The organism is Dactylosporangium siamense (genome assembly GCF_016862795.1).
Classification (GTDB): domain Bacteria; phylum Actinomycetota; class Actinomycetes; order Mycobacteriales; family Micromonosporaceae; genus Dactylosporangium; species Dactylosporangium siamense.
In genome coordinates, this window is record NZ_BONQ01000125.1 from 118,007 (window position 1) to 136,881 (window position 18,875).

Genomic DNA, 18,875 nt, shown 5'->3' on the forward strand with positions numbered 1-18,875 from the left:
CGCATGAACGGCGGGCGGGATCAGGAATACGGGGCGGGCGGGGTGCGGGTCAGACGAGGACCTGTTCGCGGCTGACGTTCTCGGCGACCAGCGGGCCGACGTCCAGGATCAGGGCCACCTCGCCGTTGCCGAGGATGGTCGAGCCGCTGATGCAACGGGCCTCGCTGAACAGGACGCCGAGCGGTTTGATGACCGTCTGGAACTGGCCGAGCAGGGTGTCCACGACCAGGCCCGCGCGCTGCCCGGACTGCTCGATGACGACCACGTTCTGCCGGCGCGGCGGCGTGCCCGCGATGTCGAAGATCGTGCGGAGGCGGATGAAGGGCAGGACCTCGCCGCGCAGATACATGCAGTCGCGCTCCGCGGCGTTCGGGGGTAGCTCCACGCACTCGGTGACCCGGTCGAGGGGGACGATGAACGCCGAGGGCCCGACGCCGACGAGGAAGCCGTCGATGATGGCGAGGGTCAGCGGCAGCCGGATCCGGAACGTGGTGCCCGCGCCCGCCGTCGTCAGCACCTCGATGGTGCCGCGCAGCTCGGCGATGTTGCGGCGGACCACGTCCATGCCGACGCCGCGGCCGGAGAGGTTGGAGACCGTCTCGACCGTGGAGAAGCCCGGCTCGAAGATCAGGTCGTACACCTCGTGGTCGCTCATGACGGTGCCGGGCTGGACCATGCCGCGCTCGACGGCCTTGCCGAGGATGCGGTCGCGGTTGAGGCCGCGGCCGTCGTCGGCGACCTCGATGACGATGGAACCGGCGTCGTGGAAGGCGTTGAGCCGCAGCTTGCCCCGGATGGGCTTGCCCTGCCGCTCGCGGTCGGCGCGGGGTTCGACGCCGTGGTCCAGCGCGTTGCGGACCAGGTGGAGCAGCGGGTCGCCGATCCGCTCGACGAGGGCCTTGTCCATCTCCGCCTCGCCGCCGGTGATGACCAGGTCGACGTCCTTGTCGAGGTCGACGCAGACGTCGCGGACCACCCGTTCGAACCGGCGCAGGGTCGTGCCGATCGGCACCATGCGCAGCGACAGGGCGCTGTGGCGCACCTCCTCGACGAGGCGCATGACCTCGCCCTGTGCCTCGTCGTAGCCCTCCTCGTCCGGGCGGTGGATGCCCACGCTGGACTGGGCGATGACCAGCTCGCCGACGAGGTCGATGAGCTTGTCGAGGCGGTTGGCGTACACCCGGATCGTCTGCGTCTCCTGCGAGCGGCTGTCGGCGGTCTTGCGCTGCTTGCCCAGCGCCGCGTCGACGACGGGCTTCGGCACCGTCTGGGTCTCGATCAGGATCTCGCCGAGCGGCGGCAGGGAGTCGCCGGTGCGGTTGCGTTCCTGCTGGATCTGCAGTGCCCGGGCGATCTCGAGGTCGGTGACCGCGCCGCTGCGGACGAGCAGGTCGCCGAGCCGGTCCTGGTCGGGCAGCCCCTCGATCACCTTGACGTAGTCGTCGGCCTGGCCGTCGGCGGGCACGATGCTGATCTGGCTGTCCTCGCGCACGAAGTCGAAGACGTCCTCGATGTCGGCCTTCGCGGCGCCGCTGACGAAGTCGATCACGAAGCCGAGGTAGCAGGTCTCCGGATCCATCTGCTCGGCGTCGGGCAGCGCGTCGGTGAGGGTCGTGACCCGTTCCAGCACGCCCATGGTGGCCAGGTACCGCAGGAACGACAGCGGGTCCATGCCGTTGCGCAGGCTGTCCGGGCCGAACCGCAGGGTCAGCCGCCATGTGCGCAGCGTGTCGACCTCCGGCTCGGCAAGCACCGGCGCGAGCGGGGAGGACAGCGTCAGGAAGGGCTGGAGCGCGGCGAGCAGCCGGTCGCCGTCGACGGTCTCGCTGGTCGTCGCGTCGAGGCGGCCGGCGGCGACCCCCTCGACCATGGACGAGACGTGGTCACCGCACGGCAGCAGCGCGCTGACCAGCTCGGCCGAGACGGCCAGCTCACCCTCGCGGACCGAGTCCAGCACCGTCTCGACCACGTGCGTGAACGCCACCAGGTGGTGCAGGCCGAACAGCCCGGCCGAGCCCTTGAGGGTGTGCATGGTGCGGAACAGGGCGTTGACCGAGTCCTGGGCGCTCGGCTCGTCCTCCAGGCCGAGCAGCCCCTCCTCGAAGTCCTGCAGCAGCTCCCGGGCCTCGGTGATGAACGTGTCGAGCGCGTCGGCGAGATCGTCGTCGGTCACCGCGGTGCTCCGTCCAGGTCGAGATGGGCCATGACGAAGACGTCGTGGACGGCCCGGCTCGGGTTGTGGAAGGTCAGCGTGATGCCCCGCTGCGCCGCCTCGCGCCGGGCGACCAGCAGGAGCTGCAGGCCGGCGGTGTCCAGCTCGGTCACGCCCGAGAGATCCACGTCAGCGGCCGTGCCCCGCTCCAGGAACGCCCGCAGCCGCGCCTGCTGCTCGGCGGCCACGGCGACGGTGAGCTCGCCGTCGATGATCAGCGCGTCCTTCACGGCATGATGAGTTTCGACACCGCGGCGAGCATCTGCGCCGGCTGGAACGGCTTGGTCACCCAGGCCTTGGCGCCCGCCGCCTGCGCCTGCCGCTTCTTGTCCTCCTGCGACTCGGTCGTGAGCATGATGATGGGCGTGAACTTGTACGACGGCAGCTTCTTGACCTCACCGACGAGCGTGATCCCGTCCATGTTCGGCATGTTCACGTCCGAGATGATCAGGTGGATCCGTTTGCCGTCGAGCTGCTTCAGCGCGTCCTGGCCGTCGGCGGCGGTCACCACCTCGTAGCCCGCGCCGCGCAGCGCGATGGAGACGACCTGCCGTACCGACGCCGAATCGTCGACGATCAAAATGGTCTTCGACATGAGTGCCCCTCCTAGAAGAACGTGATCTCTGATTCGGGAACGGCGGCCGCGGTCCTGGCGCCGGTGTGGTGCGCCTCCCGCTCCTGGTGCATCGTGTACGTGGCCTCGAGCTCGGCCAACAGGCTCCGCGCGTCGAGGTTTCCGGACGACGCGACGGCGGGCATCCGGCCGATGTTGTCCCGCAGGTGCTCCAGGACCTGGCCGATCCGGTCCTGGAACTGCAGGTTGACGATGGCCTCGGAGACTCCGGAGCGGATCCCGACGGCGGCCCGCTCCAGGCGGTCCGAGGACTCCCGGAGCCCCGCGAACACGGCGCCGAGGTCGTCGAGGACCTCGGTCACCTCGCTGTTGGCCCGGGCGACCGCGGCGCCCTCCCGCTCCGTGTCGCCCTCCGCCTTGGCGAGGGCGCCGGCGATCGCGCCGGCGATGCCCTCGACCCGGCCGGCCATCTTCTCGCTGGTCTGGAACGACCGCTCGGCCAGCTGCCGCACCTCGAGGGCCACGATGCCGAAGCCGGCACCGGCCTCGCCGGCCCGGGCCGCCTCGATCGAGGCGTTGAGCGCGAGGAGGTTGGTCTGCGCCGCGATCTGGGCGACCTCCGAGGTCATCTGCTTGAGGTCGTCGTTGAGCCCCAGCAGCGTCTCCAGGTCCCGCAGCGCCTCGCGCTTGGAGCTCAGGGCGTCGTCGAGGGTGCCCACGACGTTGCCCAGCCGCTGCCGGCCCCGGTCGAACGAACCGCCGCCCTGGCTGTCCTCCAGCACCGCGCTGGAGGAGGTGAGCACGGCGTCGAGGTTGTCGACGATCTGGCTGAACTCGGTGGTCACCGCGGCGACGGCGGTCTCCATCTGCACCCGCGACGACTCGATCTGGCTGGACCAGACCGGCGCGACCGCGGCGGCGAACTCGGTGATGCCGCGCTCGTGGTCGGCCGGACCGGTGTCCTCGCTCACGGGCCGGCGGTGTCGCCTGACACCCAATAGGTAGCCGGCGGCGAGGGCGACGGCAGCGATCAGGAACTCAACCATGGGTACGGATCACCTCAGCGATGGCGGTCAACGGCACTTCGCGGTCCACGGCGCCGAGCCGGACCGCCTCCTTGGGCATCCCGTGCACGACGCAGGTCGCCTCGTCCTGCGCGACGGTGAGCGCCCCGGCGGTGCGCATCTCCAGCAGGCCGCGGGCGCCGTCGTCGCCCATCCCGGTCATGATGACGCCGAGCGCGCGGCGCCCCGCGACCCGCGCGACCGAGCGGAACAGCACGTCGACGGAGGGCCGGTGCCGGTTGACCGGCGGCCCGTCGCTCACCTTGACCCGGAACCGGGCGCCATCGGTCAGCAGCTGCATGTGCCGGCCGCCGGGCGCGACGAGGGCCAGCCCGGCCTGGACGGCATCGCCGTCGGCGGCCTCCCGGACCTCGATCGTGGACAGCATGTCCATGCGCTCGGCGAACGCGGCGGTGAACTTCTCCGGCATGTGCTGGACGATGACGATGCCGGGGCTGTTGCGCGGCAGCGCGGTCAGCACCGTTTCGAGGGCCTGGGTGCCGCCGGTGGACGTGCCGATCGCGATGATCCGGTCGGTGCCGGCGGAGGCGGCCGCCACGGCCACCGGTGCGGGGCGGGCCACCGCCGGGGCCGCCGGCGCCGCCGTCCGGTTCAGCCGGGCGACCTTGCCGGCAGCGGCCGCCCGCACCGCCGCCACGATGTCGCCGCTGTCGTCCGTCATGAACTGTTTCAGCCCGGTGGTCGGCTTCGGTACGACGCCCGCCGCGCCCGCCGCGAACGCGTCCATGGTGGCCCGGGCGCCGCGCTGGCTCAGCGTCGAGCAGATGACCACGGGCGTCGGCCGGGTCGCCATGATCTTCTTCAGGAACGTGATGCCGTCCATCCGGGGCATCTCGATGTCCAGGATGACGACGTCGGGCCAGGTCTTGTTCATCAGCGCCATGGCGAAGATCGGGTCCGAGGCGGAGCCGAGCACCTCGATGCCGGGGCTCTCGGCGAGCCGCCGTCCCAGGACCTGCCGCACGACCGCCGAGTCGTCGACGATGACGACCTTGATGCCCGCCCCGGTGGTCATGCCGTCTGCCGCTCTTGGTGCTGCACCCAGACGTCGCCGGTGTTCAGGTCGAAGACCAGCTGCCGCGATCCCGTCCCGCCCAGGTGTTGCGCGGTGAGCTGGAACCCGTGCCGGTGCAGCAGCCGGGTGCCGATCGCGATGTTGTCCTGTGGCACCTGCGGCGCCGGGCCGGGGGAGCGGCCGGGGAACTGGTCGCCGCCGCCGAACATCTTCGCCTGGTACTCCGCCGGCCGGGTGCCGGTCCGGTCCAGCTCGTGCAGGAACAGCTGGACGGCCTCGTCGGCGTAGCGGCCGCTGAGGGCCGGCAGGTCCGCGGTCGGCGCGGTGCGGTGCGCCAGCAGGTAGTGGCACATCCCGCCGACCCGCAGCCGCGGGTGCCACAGGGTGATCGCGACGCAGGAGCCCAGCATGGTCCGGATCCGGGTGCCGGCGCCCGTGAAGTGGAAGTCGCCCGGGTTGAGGAACACGTCGGAGGGGCTAGCCAAGATCGGCTCCGGGGAGCTGGTAGATCGACGGCTGCACCTGCCGCAGCCGCGACGGGATCCCGTTGAGCGTCTCGGACAGGCTCACGATGAAGTAGCCGCCGGGGTGCAGCATGTCCTGCAGCCGCCCGACCACCTCCGCCTTCGTGGCGGTCTCGAAGTAGATCATCACGTTGCGGAGCATGATCACGTCGAACCGGCCGAGCCGGCTCTGGTCCTCGAGCAGGTTCGCGCCCAGGAACGTCGTCCTCGCCCGCAGCGCCCGGTCGATCGCCATCAGGCCCTCGTATTCGGCCCGGCCCTTGCGGCAGTACCGGCGCAGCAGCGGCGTCGGGATCTTCTCCGCCGCCGAGATCGGGTACAGGCCGGCCTCGGCCCCGGCCACCACCCGCGAGGAGATGTCGGTGCCGACGACCTCCCACGGCGCGTTCGGCAGCGCGTCGGCGAGCACCATCGCGGCGCTGTACGCCTCCTCGCCGCTGGAGCTCGCCGCGCTCCAGAGCCGAAACGGCCGGCTCGCCCGATGTGCCGGGGCGATGACCTGGCCGAGGAACTCGAAATGCCGGGGCTCGCGGAAGAAGAACGTCTCGTTGGTGGTGAGCAGGTCGATCGCCTGGCGGGTCTCGGCCGGATGCTGCGGCGAGCGGAGCACCTGCAGGTATTCCGTGTAGCTGCGCAGCCCGAGCTTGCGCAGCCGCTTGTCCAGCCGCCCCTGCACCAGGGTCTCCTTGCCCGGCGCCAGCCGGATGCCGGTGCGCTGGTGCAGGAACTGGCTGATGGCCTGGAACTCGGTCGTCGTGATCTCCGTGGGCCCGACCAGTGACGGCGTCATGAGTCTTCCGGGATCGCCGTCGCCAGATCGGCCATGTCGCTCAGCGACAGGACGTGGTCGATGTCGAGCACGATGATGAAGTCGTTGTCCCGCTTCGCCATCCCGCTGATGAAGTCGGCCCTGATGCCGGCGCCGAAGGACGGGGCCGGCTCGATGTCCTCCGCCGTGAAGGTCTCGACCTTGCTGACCGCGTCGACCAGGATGCCGATGTCCTGGCCGTTGCCGCGGGCATCCGCCGCGGCCGCGTCGCCGGACCCGGGCATGCCACGGATGTGCACGATGATGATGCTGGTGCGCCGGGCGATGCTGGTGGCGCCCTTGGCGAAGCGGATCGCCAGGTCGATGACCGGGACCGCCCGGCCGCGCAGGTTGATGACGCCACGGACGAAGTCGGGCGTCATGGGCACGACGGTGAGGTTGCGGTACTCCAGGATCTCGGTGATGTGGAAGATGTCCAGCGCGTAGGACTCGCCGTTCAACGTGAACGTCAGATACCGCGTCGCGTCGTCGGCGGTGCCCTCACCGCGTCCCCGGGCCGCTGCCTCAACGCTCACTGGATCTCCCCTTCCGGGCAACCGCGCGCCCACGGGCACGCCTGTCAGGAGACCCATCGGCGGCGCGGCGGCGCCCTGAAGGAGAACGTCGGACAGTTACCGGCCGGCGACCACCTTCGCGGCGACGAGCGTGCTGCTGGTCTGCGTCCCGGTGACGGTGACCTGCATGCCGGGGCGGACGGCGCCGAGGCCGCTCGCCGAGCCGTTGACGATGACGGCCGTGCTGGAGGTGAGGCTGAACTTGACGGTCTTGGGCCGGCTGTCACGGAACCGGTACGCCCGGGTCACGACCAGCGTTGAGTCGACGGTCCGCACCGAGGTGACGGTGCCGACCGCGGACACCGCTACCGCCGGCGACGGGTCGATGGACGCCGCCCAGGCGTTGCCCGGCGCCATGATCTGACCGCCGGCCACCGCGACGGCGATCAGGCCCGCGGCACGATGAAGTCGTCGCGACAAGTTGCCCCCCGTGGTTGAGCTGGAAGTTGTAGCGTGCCCGACCCCGGTTGCCGCCGGGGTGCGCCCGTGGTGCGGCCGGGTTTCAGCGCAGGCCCTCCATCGGCGGGCGCCCCGCGGTCGCGATGACGGTGGCGACGATCCGGCGCACCGTGGCCGGGTCCGGCGGGGCGTCGGCGTAGCGCAGGTGGGTCGCGCCGATGAGCATGGCGGCGAGGGTCTCGACGTCGGCGCCGGCCGCGACCCGACCCAGATCGCGCTCGGCGGCGAGGTACCCGGCGATCAGCTCGGCGGCCTCGGTGAGCACCGGCACCCCGGCCGGCAGGTCCCGGCGCAGCCGGGCGCGGAGCTCGTCGCGGGCGGCGATGAGACCGACCAGCGCCAGGGCCACCGAGGCGAACAGGGCGGTCAGCGCGCCGGTGAGGTTGTCCGCGACGGTGCCGGTGCCGGCGGCGTCGCGCAGGCCGGCGGTCCGTTCGTCGAGCCGGGCGATGCGGTCCAGCACGAACTCGGCGAGGAACGCGTCGAAGTCGGCGAAGTGCTTGTGCAGCACGCCCTTGGCGCAGCCGGCCTCGGTGGTCACCGCGCGGCTGGTCAGCGCGTTCGCCCCGTCCCGCAACAGGACCCGCTCGGCGGCGCCGAACAGCTGCTCGCGGACGTCGCGGATGGCGACCCCTGTGGGCATGGACGTCCTCCGTTGACGAGTGGGCGCTTGCCCACTAGCGTGGGCACATGCCCACTATAGAGCCGCACCAGGCCAGGCAGGTCGCGGAGTCGTTCGGTGTGGACGCCGGACGGTACGACCGGACCCGGCCCAGCTACCCCGTGCCGATGGTCGACCGGATCGTCGCCGCCAGCCCCGGGCCCGACGTGCTCGACGTCGGCGCCGGCACCGGCATCGCGGCCCGGCAGTTCGCGGCGGCCGGCTGCACGGTCCTCGGTGTCGAGCCGGACGCCCGCATGGCCGCCTTCGCCCGCCGGGGCGGTCTCGAGGTCGAGGTGTCGACGTTCGAGGCGTGGGACCCCCGAGGCAGGCGGTTCGACGCGGTCATCGCGGGCCAGGCATGGCACTGGGTGGATCCCGTGGCGGGTGCAGTCGCGGCGGCCGGGGTGCTGCGCCCCGGTGGCCGGGTGGCGCTGTTCTGGAACGCCTTCCAGGCCCAACCCGAGGCGGCGGCGGCGTTCGCGGCCGTCTACCGCCGCGTCCTGCCGGATTCGCTTGCCGCGGCCGGGTTCGGCGCGGCGTCGCCCGCGGCCGACCCGTACGGCGCATTGTGCGAGGCGGCCGCCGACGGACTGCGGGCGTCGGGGGCGTTCGGGGAGTCCGAGCGGTGGCGGTTCGACTGGCAGCGGTCCTACACCCGCGACGAGTGGCTCGACCAGCTGCCCACGTTCGGCGGCAACACCCAGCTCCCGCCGGCCGCGCTGCAACAGGTGCTGGCGGGTATGGGCGCGGCGGTCGACGCCCTCGGCGGCAGCTTCACCGCGCTCTACAGCACGGTCGTGGTCACCGCGGCGGTCCGGTCAGGATCGCCGACAGCCGGGTGAACCGGTCGGTGGTCACCGCGGCGGCTCGCTCAGGAACGCCGACAGCCGGGTGAACCGGTCGTCCCAGTCGGCGGCGAGTGCCGCGAGGTAGGACTGGGCGACCCGGATCGGCTCGGAGCGGTGCCGGTAGAGCACCCGCCGGCCGCCTCCGGCGTCGCTGGCGACCAGGCCGGCGTCGGCCAGCAGCGCGAGGTGCTTGGCCACTCCCTGACGGGTGATCGACAGCCGGCCGGACAGGTCCGTCGCGGTGCTCGGGCCGTGCGTCGCGAGCGAGGCGAGGATCGCGCGGCGGTTCGGATCGGCGAGGGCCGCGAACACGGCGACCGCCGCCTCCTCGGGATCAGGCGGCATCGGTCGGGTCCGGTGTCGGCATGGTCGGCTCCTGTAGCGGCTGCGTGGCGACCCACCGTACCGAACTATGTGAGGGCGACGGTCGCCACGCCGGAGCCGATCAGTGCGAACGCCCACACCCGGTCCACGTCGATCCGGGCGCGGACCCGCACGGCACGCACGTGCAGCAGCTCATACGCGACGAGCGCGACCACGCCGGCGGCCGCGACCATCGCGGCCGTGTGGACCGCCGTGGCCAGCAGCCCCGCCCAGGCCGGGACCCGATCGCCGACGTCCATTCCGCCGTGGTGGTGGGCGGCGGTGACCGGCACCGCGGCGATCACCGGCAGCAGGATCAGCCCGGCGCCGTGCGCGGACGACATCAGGAACGACCACGCGACCAGGTGCTGGCCGGTGGGGCGGAGCCGGGTCCAGCGGTGCCGCCCCCGGCCGAGGAGCTGCCAGAGGCCGATCGCGGTCAGCGCGACCCCGCCGACGGTCGCGACGAGGCGCGCCGTGGTCACCGACATCAGCGCCACGACCAGGGTCGCGATCACGAACACGGACGCGGCGTGCCCGAGCGCGATCGGGCCGAGGGTGGCGAAGATCGCGGTGCGGCGGCGCTCCCGGATGCCACCCGCCAGGGCGAGCAGCCAGCCCATGCCCGGGTTGAGGCCGTGGAAGGCGCCGAGGCCGGCCAGCACCAGAAACTGCCACGTGGCCATGACCATCTCCTTCGCAACCGCTCGGTTGCATCAGACGCTATCGCAACTAAGCGGTTGCGTCAAAGTGCGAGCTGGCACCGCCCGGGGTAGGTCGCGAAGACGGAACGCGGGGGCGGCCCGGACCAGCCGCCGTGGCCGTTCAGTCCGATCGACGCCGACGGATCGCCAGCATCGCCGCCGACCCCGCCCGCGGGCGCCGTGGCGGGTGTTAGACACGGGCGACACCCGCACCGACGAAGGGATCCGCCCATGCAGCACCTGGTCCGGGGACGGGCACTGGCCGTCCTCGCCCTGCTCGGCACGATCGGGCTGGTCGGGCTCGGCCCTTCCGCGGCGGGTGCCGACGACCCGCCGCCCATCGACGCGGGGTTCCCGACCGCCGCCACCACCGGGTATCCGCACGGCCTGCCCGGTGACACCCGCACGCCGGTGACGCTCACGCCGTACACCGGACCGTTCACGATCACCGTCCCCGGCACGGTGATCGAGAACAAGCACATCACCGACCGGCTGAACATCCGCGCCGCGAACGTGACCATCCGCAACAGCCTCATCCAGGTCACCAACGCGCAGGCCATCAACATCACCAACAACCCCGCCTACTGGGGGCTGAAGGTCATCGACACGGAGATCGACGGCACCCGCACGGACAACTCGACCGGCGGCATCTCGCTGATCGGCGACGGTGGGTACCGGCTGATCCGCGTCGACGCGCACTCCTCCGGCGACATCGCCCGGGCCAACTGGGGTGGCGTCGCGATCGTCGACTCATGGTTGCACGACCCGTACTGCATCCAGGAGAGCTGCCACAACGACGTCATCCAGACCACCGAGGCCAACTGCGTGCTCGGCGCCAGCAGCATCGACGGTCTCGTCGCCGGCACCACCGACAAGGTCGAGGGCAGCTTCTGCATCAAGATCCTCGGCAACCGGCTGGAGAACCCGTTCACGCAGACGTCGCTGATGCTGTTCAAGGCCGACCAGGGCGACATCCATGACGTCCTGGTCGCCGGGAACCTGCTCAACGGCGGTGGCTACGGCCTCTACTGGTACGACCACAACGTCGGCACGTACCACAGCACCCACGGCACCGTGCTGGACAACACATGGCTGCGCGCCCCGAACGGCGGGTTCCACGTCAAGGGCGGCTACAACAACACCCACGCGTTCCGGGCCGCGCTGCTGCCGACCTGGTCCGGCAACCGCTGGGCGGACACCCTGGCGCGCATCCCGCGCTGACCTCCGGCCTCGACCGCCGCCGGGGAGCCGCCTACGGCTCGAGCCAGCGGCGGTCGAGGTCCGGGTCGGCGAACGCGACCCGGCCGGGGCGGCGCTTCGCCCGGTACATGGCCTCGTCCGCCGCCTTCACGAGGTGCTCGGGATCGACGGCGACGTCGGCGCCCTCCGCGAGCGCCACGCCGATGCTGGTGGAGACGGTCACGGTCGCCGTGGACAGCTCCATCGGCTCCTCGACCGCGTGCAGGATCCGGCGCAGCACCGACATGACCCGCTCCACCGCGCCGAACTGCTCCAGCACCACCACGAACTCGTCGCCGCCGAGCCGGGCCACGAAGTCGGTGCTGCGCACCGTGCCGGCCAGCCGCCCGGCGATGCGGATCAGCAGCTCGTCGCCGACGGCGTGGCCGTGCCGGTCGTTGACCGGTTTGAACCCGTTGAGGTCCAGGAACAGCACCGCCATCGGGCCGCCGCCGCGACGGACCCGTTCGCCGGCGTCGCGGATGCGGCCGACCAGCCGCCGCCGGTTCGGCAGGCCCGTCAGCACGTCGTGGGCCGCCTCGTGCTCCTGCCGGCGCTGCTCGGTGACGTCGCGGTTGACGAACACGTAGCCGGCGGGCGTGCCGTCGGTGGCGGCGTGCAGGGCGGAGACGGACGACAGCACCGTCAGCTGCGCCGCGTCGGAGCGCCGCTCGCGCAGCTCACCCTCCCAGCGGCCGGCCGCGGCCACGTCCTGCAGCATCTGCGCCGCGCCGACCTCGACGCCCTCGGTGACGCACGCGGTCGCGAGCAGGGCGAGCAGGTCGCAGCCGACCGCGTCGCCGGAGGAGTACCCGTACAGGCGCTCGGCGCCGGAGTTCCAGCTCACGATGACGCCGTCGGCGTCGCAGGAGACGATCGCGTCGGAGATCGCGTCCAGCAGGTCGCCCTGCCGGCGGGCGTCCTCGAGGAGCTCGAGGGTCGCGGCGAACGCGTGGCTGTGCTCGATCACGCCACCCGCGACGGTGGCCGCCGCCTCGACGAACGCGCCGTCGGCGAGCGGGACCGGGCCGCCGGCCGGCTGCAGCACCCCGAGCGCGCCGATGACCGCGCCGCGGGCGAGCAGCGGCACGACCCGGGCCTCGCCCTGGGTCGCGTGGCCGGACCCGTCCAACGCGGTGACCACGTCGTCCAGCAGCGCGCCGGCCAGGGCCGGGTCGGCGCCGCACGGGACGGTCCGCACCACCGGCACGGCACCGGCCGGCCCGGCGAGCGCGCCCGCGACACAGCAGTCGGTGAGCTCCGCCCCGATGGCGGAGACCAGCCGCTCCAACAGGTGACCGTCGTCAGGCGGCGCGTCCAACAGGAGCACGCAGACGTCTGCCACCGCACGCAGACGGGACACGTGGTCTTATCGGCCGCGAAACCGGCGACTGAAGCGTTGTGCGCAAGCACATCAGCACCCGACGAGGACCAAGCGAAGCGGCTGGGATCAACCTTTCCGCTGCCCTGCCCGTATGCTCGCCCTCCTACGACGCATAGGAGGGCGAGCGTCGCACGTCCGGGCGCTACCGCCGCGTAGGCCGGTATCGCAGGGCGGCCACCCCCGACCCGAACTCATGGCGCTCCACGAGCTCGAGCTCGACGCGCTCGCGCAGACCGGCGAGCAGCGTCGGCCCGTGTCCGGCAAGGACCGGCTGCACAACGAACACGTACTCGTCGATCAGTCCCAGATCCGCCAACGCCAGAGGGAGCGTCACGCCACCCACCCACAGGCCCTCGCCCGGCTCCTGCTTGAGCCGCTGAACCGCTTGCCCCAAGTCGCCGCGCACCAGCTCGGCATTCCAATCGACCCCGCTCAGCGTGCTCGACACCACGTGCTTCTTCGCCCGGTCGATGGCCTCGGCGAACGGAATCTGCCACGCAACCATCCAGTCAGGCCACGTGCCCGTGGCCGGCCGCCGCCACGCCGACTCCATCATCTCGTAGGTCACCCGGCCGAAGAGCAGGGCATCGGCTCGTTCCATCTCCGCGGTCCAGAAGCGCATCGACTCCTCGTCCGGGGCGAGCCCTGCCTCGTGATGGCAGCAGCCGTCAAGTGTGACGTTGATCGAGTATCGAAGTGGTCTCATCTCGTTGCTCTCCCTTGATGCGCGCAGCGCGTTTTCACCGGACCATACTCAGACGACCGTCGGCGCCATTTCTCATCGGCGCCCGATTCCACCTGCTCAGCACCCGTCCTCAAGGCCGAGGCCGTAGCACGCGAAGACCAGGCCGGGCGCGTGATGGATGAGGAGGCACGGTGCGGGGATTCGGTGACCTGGAGGCTGCGGTCGTGGAGCACCTCGTCGACTTTCCCCGACAATGTCACCACCAGTCCCCGGCCGAGGGGACGCACGGCGGGTCCCCTCAGCCGTCCTGCGGCTCGGCTCCGCCGCTTTCCGGTGGTGCGGCTTCGCCGCCTTCCGGTGGTGCGGCTTCGCCGCTTTCCGGTGGTGCGGCTTCGCCGCCTTCCGGTGGTGTGGCGGCGCGCGGCACGCCGGCCACCAGCAGCGCCGGCCCGGCGAGCAGCACCGCCGTCATCAGCGCCGGTTCGAGGTCCAGGCTCGCACCGGCGGCACTGTCGGTCGCCGTGCTCACCATGATCGCGGGTTGCGTGGTCCCACAGATCGTGTCCGCGAGGGCCGCCGCGCTCAGCCAGCTCCCGGTCAGGTCCGACTGCGTGACGGCGGCCCCGACCGCGACCAGCGCCGCGCCCGCCACGACCAGCCCGCGGCGGTCGGCCCGCCGGCCGGCGAGCACGAGCGCGGCGATGCCGGCGGCGGCGGCGAGCAGCCCGGGCCACGTCCCGCGCAGGGCCGGGACGAGCCGGTCGAGGTCGATTCCGGTCCAGCGGTCCGCGACGATCCCGACTCCCAGCACCACGGCCCCGGCCACGGTCGCCACGGCCCGGCCGCGCCGGTGGACCCTCGGCAGCCGGTGCACGGCGCCGGCGAGCAGGACGACCGCGCCGAGCCGGACGCCGGCCGAGACCTGTTCCCACCGCACCGCCCGGCGTGCCGCATCGAGCAGCGCGGTCAGCGCCGCGGTGTCCGGCGGGCCATAGCCGAACCAGCCGGCGTCCGCGGGCCGGTCGGCGATCGCGGCGAGCTGGACCACCGGGACGGCGGCGAACAGGACACAGCCGGCGGCCAGGAGCCACCGCAGGCGCCTCGGCGCGGACCTGGCGCCCGCGGCGGCCTGCCACGCCAGCACCACGAACGCCACCGCGGCGCACCGAAGCGACACCTCGGTCGCCGACACCGTCGCGGCCGCGACCGCCAGCGCACCGGTCACCCCGAACGCCAGCCACACCTTCGACAGCCGCACCGCAGGATCGTGGCACACGGATCGGCTTCCCGTGGCCCGGCGGATCAGCCGGTGGGGTTGCCGAACCAGCGGGCGAGGTGGCCGTCCAGGTCCTGCTGATCGTCGCCGATCCAGGCGACGTGGCCGTCGGGGCGGAGCAGGACGCACGGGACGTCCAGCGCCGCGGTGGGATCCGCGAGGTGGTCGACCCGGTCGGACCAGCCGCCGACGGTCAGCCGGCCGGTGCGGTCCAGCAGCAGGCCGCGGCCGCGGTGCAGCAGACCGTAGAGGCGGCCCTGTTGCACGTCGACGTCGGGCAGGCGGCGGCCGAGCAGGTCGGGGCCCTCGCCGAGGTCGTACCGGACGTCGATCGCGGTGATCTTCTCGATCAGGTAGCGGTTCACCTCGTCGAAGTCCATCAGCTCGGTGAGCAGCCGGCGCACGGCCTGCGGACCCGGTTCGGCGGACGACAGCTCCATCTGGGCGCGGGTGTTGTCCAGCACGTCCGCGGCGACCGGATGACGCTCGGCCTGGTAGGTGTCCAGCAGCGTCTCCGGCGCCCAGCCGCGGACCTGCGCGGCCAGCTTCCAGCCGAGGTTGAACGCGTCCTGGACGCCCAGGTTGAGGCCCTGCCCGCCGGTGGGTGGATGGATGTGCGCCGCGTCGCCGGCCAGCAGCACCCGCCCGACCCGGTACCGTTCGGCCAGCCGGGTGGCATCCCCGAAGCGGGACAGCCAGCGCGGGGAGTGCACGCCGAAGTCGGTGCCGGCGACGGTGCGCAGCTGGGACTTGAAGTCCTCGAGGGTGGGCGGTGCCGAGCGGTCGCTGACGCCCGCGGCGGGCACGACGACGCTGTAGTTCCCGGCGCCCGAGGGCCGGAGCCAGAATCGTTGCTGGCGGACCTCGGCCACCTTGGCGGCGATCTCCTCCGGGGGCACGCCGACGGCCATCTCGCCCATCAGCGTCTCGGTCCGTGCCGGCTCGCCGGGAAAGCCGACGCCGAGGAGTTTGCGCACCGTGCTGCGCGCTCCGTCACAGCCGACGAGGTACCGCGACCGCAGCCGCTGCCCACCGGCCAGCTCGACGGTCACGCCGTCGTCGTCCTGCTCGAGTCCGGTGACCGCGCGCCCGCGCCGGACCTGCGCGCCGAGCTCGATCGCGTGGGCCTCGAGCAACTGCTCGATGACCGGCTGGGGGATGCCCAGCAGGTAGGCGTACGCGGAGTCCAGGCCCTTGGGCGCGGGTTTGGGGATGGCGGCGAAGAAGCCGGCGGCCGGACGCTGCCGTCCGTGCGGGAGGATGCGATCCAGCAGCCCGCGCATCGCCATCAGCTCGAGACTGCGGATGTGCAGGCCGACGATGCGGACGAACGACGTGGGCTCGGTCTCCTGCTCCAGGACGAGCACCCGCACATCGTGCAGCCGCAGCTCGGCGGCCAGCATCGCGCCGGTCGGCCCGCAACCGGCGATGATCACGTCGAACATGAGGGGCGCGCGGTCGGCGCCGGGAACCTGAGAAACGTCCATTGGTGTTGCCCTTCGGGAGTGCCGTGTTGGCGGGGCGCTCCCGGCGACAATCAGTCGCCCGACCGTGACGGCAAGGGGGAGCACCCACACATCGCTGCAACGTTCATGGGTCTCACCTCCTCGGCCGGTGTCTCGGTCGCGTGCAGGCTACAAGCCCGCGCCTCGTCCCGTCCAATCTTTCCCCGCACTGAACTACATCGGTGTACTTATCGATCATGTCTTCCGGCTGGTCGTGGCGCTGTCGTAGCGTCGGGAGGTGAGCGCGGCGGCGATGCAGACACCCGACGGCAGGTGGCGGGTCGAGGTCGGCGGCGTCGGGTCCATCGCGTGGTACACGTTGGTCGGCCCCGGCGTGTCGCGGGCCGTGCCGAGCGTCGACAAGCTCGCCGACGTGCTGCTCGAGGTGGGCGTCGACCTCAGTGACTTCATCGAGGCGTCGCCGGAAGCGGCCTGAGCGCAGCCGGTACCCTCGCCGCATGTCCGCCTATGGTCCAGCCCTGTTCGTGTCCAGGAAGGACGGCGCCGAGGTGCCGGAGGACGAGCAGGAGACGATCCTGCGCCTCGCCCGGACCGCTGCCGGCACGGTGCGCCTGAAGGACGAGGAGGGCGCGCCGGCCGAGCCACGCGTCTACGACTACGACGAGTACGAGCCGCGTGCCGTCGGCATCCTGCTGTACTCCGGCTACGCCTACGGGCAGCTGCCGGAGGAGATCCAGCAGGAGCGGGACGTGACGTGGGAGGACGAGATCGGCCGGGTCGCCGAGGCGGTCGAGCGCGCCGCTCCCGGCGTGTACACGTTCGTCGGCTACGGCGTGGAGGACTGACGCGAAACGGCTTTGACCGCGTCGCGGTGGGTGCGGGACGCTCGTCGATGTGCAACGAGTCCTGATCCCGCGTGACCTCATCGCCCTGCCCGCCGCCGGCACGCCCGTCGCGGCGGTGGCGTCGCTCGCCACCGTCACGGCGAACATCGCCCACTACGGGTTCGCGTTGTCGGCCCGGGCGTACAGCGTCCTCGCCGAGACCGGTGAGGACGAGCTGCGGGACTGGTGGGCCGGGGTCGAGCCGGTCCTCGCCGCGCTGACCGGCGACGACAAGCGGATGGCGGATTTCGTCGTCTACAAGAACTTCCCGGCCGAGGTGCTCGCCATGGACGAGGCCGGGTACTGGCTCCGCCAGATCCTCATGTACTGGGGCCTGCCCAACGACCTGGTCACCGAGGACGTGGCGGAGCGGTCGCCGCTGGCGGACCTGCCGGCGCCGCGGGTCCTGCACCCGGCCGACGACGGCGCGCCGGCCCGCATCCTCGACGGGCTCGTCGCGTTGCCGGCCCGCTGGACCGACCCGCAGTTCGCCGACGTTGCCGCGCTCGTCGCCGCGCCCGTCGACCTCGCCGCGGTGTCCTTTGTGGAGAATCGCATCCGGCTCGCCGTGCTGCTGCTCGGGACGGGCGTCGCGGCACGGGTGGCGACCGCGACCGACGTGCTCCGGCTGGCGGTCTCGCTGTCCGGCGGTGACCCCGGCCTGCGCACGCCGCAGCGGCTGCGGCGCTTCACCCGGGCCGAGCGGCGCTACCTGCTCGGCCTGCTCGAGAGCGCCACCCACCTGCTCGAGGACGCCGCCCGCCGCCGGGAGCAGTTCAAGCGGCTGCTGTTCGCCCTGCACCCCGGCGACTACCGGGCCACCTTCCCGCGGGTCGTGGCGGCGTACGACGTGCTGTACACCGGCGCCCCGGTGCGCGGCTTCGCCGCCGACGTGGAGCGGCTGCTGGCCGAGCGGGACCCGGCCGTGTTCGACCGTCTCGCGGAGCGTCCCGGCGAGTACGCCCGGCGGCTGCACCACCTGCTGCTCACCTTTCGCACCGCGCCCGGCCTGGAATCGGTCGCCGGTCGGCTCACCACGTTGCAGCTGCTGAAGCTGCAGCGGCACCTGGAGACCACCAACGCCCGGCGGTGGCGGATGTTCCCGCCGCGCGGCGACTGGTCGAAGGCGCAGATCGTCGACGCCGAGCCGCACCGCCGGCTGGGACTCGGCCCGCGCGACGCGGTGCTCTCGGTCATCGGCGACGAGCTCACCCGGCGCCTCGCCGGCGTCGGCCCGGTCGCCCTCGACCCGGCCGCGGCGCGGGTGAAGCTGCCGACGAACGACGCCGAGCTGGCGCCGTACGGCCGCGGCACCGTGTTTCCGATCCCGGACCGGATCCGGTTCGTGCGGACCGCGTCGTACTGGGCGAGCGGACCCGTCGGGCACAACGTCTGGTATGACAACAGCTGGAACTTCTTCGACGCGGACTGGACGCCGCTCGGCGAGTGCTGCTGGGACCGGCCGGGCCTCGGCGGCGGCTCGGTGTTCTCCGGCGACCCGACGAACTCCAAGGACCTGCAGGGGCGTGCCTGCCAGCTCATCGACCTGCACCTCGACGAGCTCGCCGGGGCCGGCGTCCGCTACGCGGTGTGGAGCCTGCTGTGCTACTCCCGCCGCACCTTCGCCGACGCCGACGACGTGCACGCGGCCCTGCAGTGGGGCGAGGAGCCGCAGGAGGGCAAGCTGTTCGAGCCCAGCCGCACCCAGCTGTCGTTCCCGGTGCGGGGCAACCACCTGACCAAGTTCGTCGCCCACCTGGACCTGGCCCGCCGCGAGCTGGTGTACCTCGACGCGAACCTCCGCTCGCGGGTGCAGTCCGCGTCCAACAACGGCGCGTTGCTCGCGGAGACCATGCCGGCCTACGTGGAGTACCTGGACAGCCTGCCCAGCGTGCACGACCTGTTCCGGCACGCACCGGCCGCCGCGGACGGCCTGCCGGTGCGCTACGACGACGCGGACGCGGCCGTCACCGGGCCCGCCTACGTGTTCCGTCCGTCCAATCAGGACAGTAATTTCGCCCCCGTGGAACTGGGTCCGGTGCTAGCATCGACGGGCGAGGCCATGGAGGTCCTTCCTTCTCCTTAAGAATCGCTACGGCGATTTTTGCCA

General features: G+C 72.2%; 21 protein-coding genes. 5 read left to right on the top strand and 16 right to left on the bottom strand.

Annotated elements, in window-relative coordinates:
• Nucleotides 1–49: 49 nt before the first annotated feature.
• The 10 genes from Dsi01nite_RS39265 to Dsi01nite_RS39310 all read right to left on the bottom strand — a co-directional run bounded on the left by Dsi01nite_RS39265 (nucleotide 50) and on the right by Dsi01nite_RS39310 (nucleotide 7,895).
• Nucleotides 50–2,173, bottom strand: a complete 2,124-nt coding sequence (locus tag Dsi01nite_RS39265) for a chemotaxis protein CheA (RefSeq protein WP_203851462.1) — start codon at nucleotides 2,171–2,173, stop codon at nucleotides 50–52.
• Nucleotides 2,170–2,442: an STAS domain-containing protein gene (locus Dsi01nite_RS39270; protein ID WP_203851463.1), complete on the bottom strand. Its 273-nt coding sequence runs from the start codon at nucleotides 2,440–2,442 to the stop codon at nucleotides 2,170–2,172. The genes Dsi01nite_RS39265 and Dsi01nite_RS39270 overlap by 4 nt, the downstream gene beginning before the upstream one ends.
• Nucleotides 2,439–2,807: a response regulator gene (locus tag Dsi01nite_RS39275; RefSeq protein ID WP_203851464.1), complete on the bottom strand. Its 369-nt coding sequence runs from the start codon at nucleotides 2,805–2,807 to the stop codon at nucleotides 2,439–2,441. The genes Dsi01nite_RS39270 and Dsi01nite_RS39275 overlap by 4 nt, the downstream gene beginning before the upstream one ends.
• Before the next feature lie 11 nt (nucleotides 2,808–2,818).
• Nucleotides 2,819–3,832 carry a methyl-accepting chemotaxis protein gene (locus Dsi01nite_RS39280; protein ID WP_203851465.1) on the bottom strand — a complete coding sequence of 338 codons (1,014 nt, stop codon included), beginning with the start codon at nucleotides 3,830–3,832 and terminating at the stop codon, nucleotides 2,819–2,821.
• Nucleotides 3,825–4,886: a protein-glutamate methylesterase/protein-glutamine glutaminase gene (locus Dsi01nite_RS39285; RefSeq protein ID WP_203851466.1), complete on the bottom strand. Its 1,062-nt coding sequence runs from the start codon at nucleotides 4,884–4,886 to the stop codon at nucleotides 3,825–3,827. The genes Dsi01nite_RS39280 and Dsi01nite_RS39285 overlap by 8 nt, the downstream gene beginning before the upstream one ends.
• Nucleotides 4,883–5,371, bottom strand: a complete 489-nt coding sequence (locus Dsi01nite_RS39290) for a chemotaxis protein CheD (RefSeq protein WP_203851467.1) — start codon at nucleotides 5,369–5,371, stop codon at nucleotides 4,883–4,885. The genes Dsi01nite_RS39285 and Dsi01nite_RS39290 overlap by 4 nt, the downstream gene beginning before the upstream one ends.
• The gene (locus Dsi01nite_RS39295) at nucleotides 5,364–6,200 is read right to left on the bottom strand and encodes a CheR family methyltransferase (protein ID WP_203851468.1); all 837 of its coding nucleotides are present in this window, start codon (nucleotides 6,198–6,200) and stop codon (nucleotides 5,364–5,366) included. The genes Dsi01nite_RS39290 and Dsi01nite_RS39295 overlap by 8 nt, the downstream gene beginning before the upstream one ends.
• Nucleotides 6,197–6,754, bottom strand: a complete 558-nt coding sequence (locus Dsi01nite_RS39300; protein ID WP_239136499.1) for a chemotaxis protein CheW — start codon at nucleotides 6,752–6,754, stop codon at nucleotides 6,197–6,199. Before Dsi01nite_RS39300 ends, Dsi01nite_RS39295 begins: the two co-directional genes overlap by 4 nt.
• 96 nt (nucleotides 6,755–6,850) lie before the next feature.
• On the bottom strand, nucleotides 6,851–7,213 hold the full coding sequence (locus Dsi01nite_RS39305; RefSeq protein WP_203851470.1) for a hypothetical protein: 363 nt from the start codon (nucleotides 7,211–7,213) through the stop codon (nucleotides 6,851–6,853).
• Between the two features lie 82 nt (nucleotides 7,214–7,295).
• Nucleotides 7,296–7,895, bottom strand: a complete 600-nt coding sequence (locus Dsi01nite_RS39310; protein WP_203851471.1) for a TetR/AcrR family transcriptional regulator — start codon at nucleotides 7,893–7,895, stop codon at nucleotides 7,296–7,298.
• A gap of 47 nt (nucleotides 7,896–7,942) precedes the next feature.
• On the opposite strand from Dsi01nite_RS39310, the gene Dsi01nite_RS39315 reads away from it, so the two are divergent.
• Nucleotides 7,943–8,758 carry a class I SAM-dependent methyltransferase gene (locus Dsi01nite_RS39315; RefSeq protein ID WP_203851472.1) on the top strand — a complete coding sequence of 272 codons (816 nt, stop codon included), beginning with the start codon at nucleotides 7,943–7,945 and terminating at the stop codon, nucleotides 8,756–8,758.
• 12 nt (nucleotides 8,759–8,770) lie between these two features.
• Here the strand turns inward: Dsi01nite_RS39315 and Dsi01nite_RS39320 are convergent, their stop codons facing one another.
• Together Dsi01nite_RS39320 and Dsi01nite_RS39325 are read right to left on the bottom strand one after the other, a co-directional pair.
• Nucleotides 8,771–9,109, bottom strand: a complete 339-nt coding sequence (locus Dsi01nite_RS39320) for an ArsR/SmtB family transcription factor (protein WP_203851473.1) — start codon at nucleotides 9,107–9,109, stop codon at nucleotides 8,771–8,773.
• Between the two features lie 65 nt (nucleotides 9,110–9,174).
• The gene (locus Dsi01nite_RS39325; protein ID WP_239136500.1) at nucleotides 9,175–9,813 is read right to left on the bottom strand and encodes a hypothetical protein; all 639 of its coding nucleotides are present in this window, start codon (nucleotides 9,811–9,813) and stop codon (nucleotides 9,175–9,177) included.
• Nucleotides 9,814–10,062: 249 nt separating this feature from the next.
• On the opposite strand from Dsi01nite_RS39325, the gene Dsi01nite_RS39330 reads away from it, so the two are divergent.
• Nucleotides 10,063–11,052, top strand: a complete 990-nt coding sequence (locus tag Dsi01nite_RS39330) for a hypothetical protein (protein ID WP_203851475.1) — start codon at nucleotides 10,063–10,065, stop codon at nucleotides 11,050–11,052.
• A gap of 31 nt (nucleotides 11,053–11,083) precedes the next feature.
• Here the strand turns inward: Dsi01nite_RS39330 and Dsi01nite_RS39335 are convergent, their stop codons facing one another.
• The 4 genes from Dsi01nite_RS39335 to rox form a co-directional block, all read right to left on the bottom strand.
• Nucleotides 11,084–12,400: a sensor domain-containing diguanylate cyclase gene (locus tag Dsi01nite_RS39335; RefSeq protein ID WP_203851476.1), complete on the bottom strand. Its 1,317-nt coding sequence runs from the start codon at nucleotides 12,398–12,400 to the stop codon at nucleotides 11,084–11,086.
• Between the two features lie 196 nt (nucleotides 12,401–12,596).
• Entirely contained in the window at nucleotides 12,597–13,160 is a 564-nt protein-coding gene (locus tag Dsi01nite_RS39340) for a dihydrofolate reductase family protein (RefSeq protein ID WP_203851477.1), read from the bottom strand.
• A gap of 277 nt (nucleotides 13,161–13,437) precedes the next feature.
• Entirely contained in the window at nucleotides 13,438–14,397 is a 960-nt protein-coding gene (locus Dsi01nite_RS39345; protein ID WP_203851478.1) for a hypothetical protein, read from the bottom strand.
• A 44-nt stretch (nucleotides 14,398–14,441) separates the two neighbouring features.
• Nucleotides 14,442–15,860, bottom strand: coding sequence for a rifampin monooxygenase (gene rox / locus Dsi01nite_RS39350; RefSeq protein WP_203851537.1), 1,419 nt, complete (start codon nucleotides 15,858–15,860; stop codon nucleotides 14,442–14,444).
• Between the two features lie 298 nt (nucleotides 15,861–16,158).
• On the opposite strand from rox, the gene Dsi01nite_RS39355 reads away from it, so the two are divergent.
• Genes Dsi01nite_RS39355 through Dsi01nite_RS39365 form a run of 3 tightly spaced genes read left to right on the top strand, consistent with a single transcriptional unit; the run spans nucleotide 16,159 to nucleotide 18,851 of the window.
• Nucleotides 16,159–16,356, top strand: coding sequence for a hypothetical protein (locus tag Dsi01nite_RS39355; RefSeq protein ID WP_203851479.1), 198 nt, complete (start codon nucleotides 16,159–16,161; stop codon nucleotides 16,354–16,356).
• A gap of 22 nt (nucleotides 16,357–16,378) precedes the next feature.
• Complete coding sequence (locus Dsi01nite_RS39360) at nucleotides 16,379–16,726, top strand: hypothetical protein (RefSeq protein WP_203851480.1); 348 nt, start codon at nucleotides 16,379–16,381, stop codon at nucleotides 16,724–16,726.
• Nucleotides 16,727–16,775: 49 nt separating this feature from the next.
• On the top strand, nucleotides 16,776–18,851 hold the full coding sequence (locus Dsi01nite_RS39365; RefSeq protein ID WP_203851481.1) for a hypothetical protein: 2,076 nt from the start codon (nucleotides 16,776–16,778) through the stop codon (nucleotides 18,849–18,851).
• The last annotated feature ends 24 nt before the right edge of the window (nucleotides 18,852–18,875 follow it).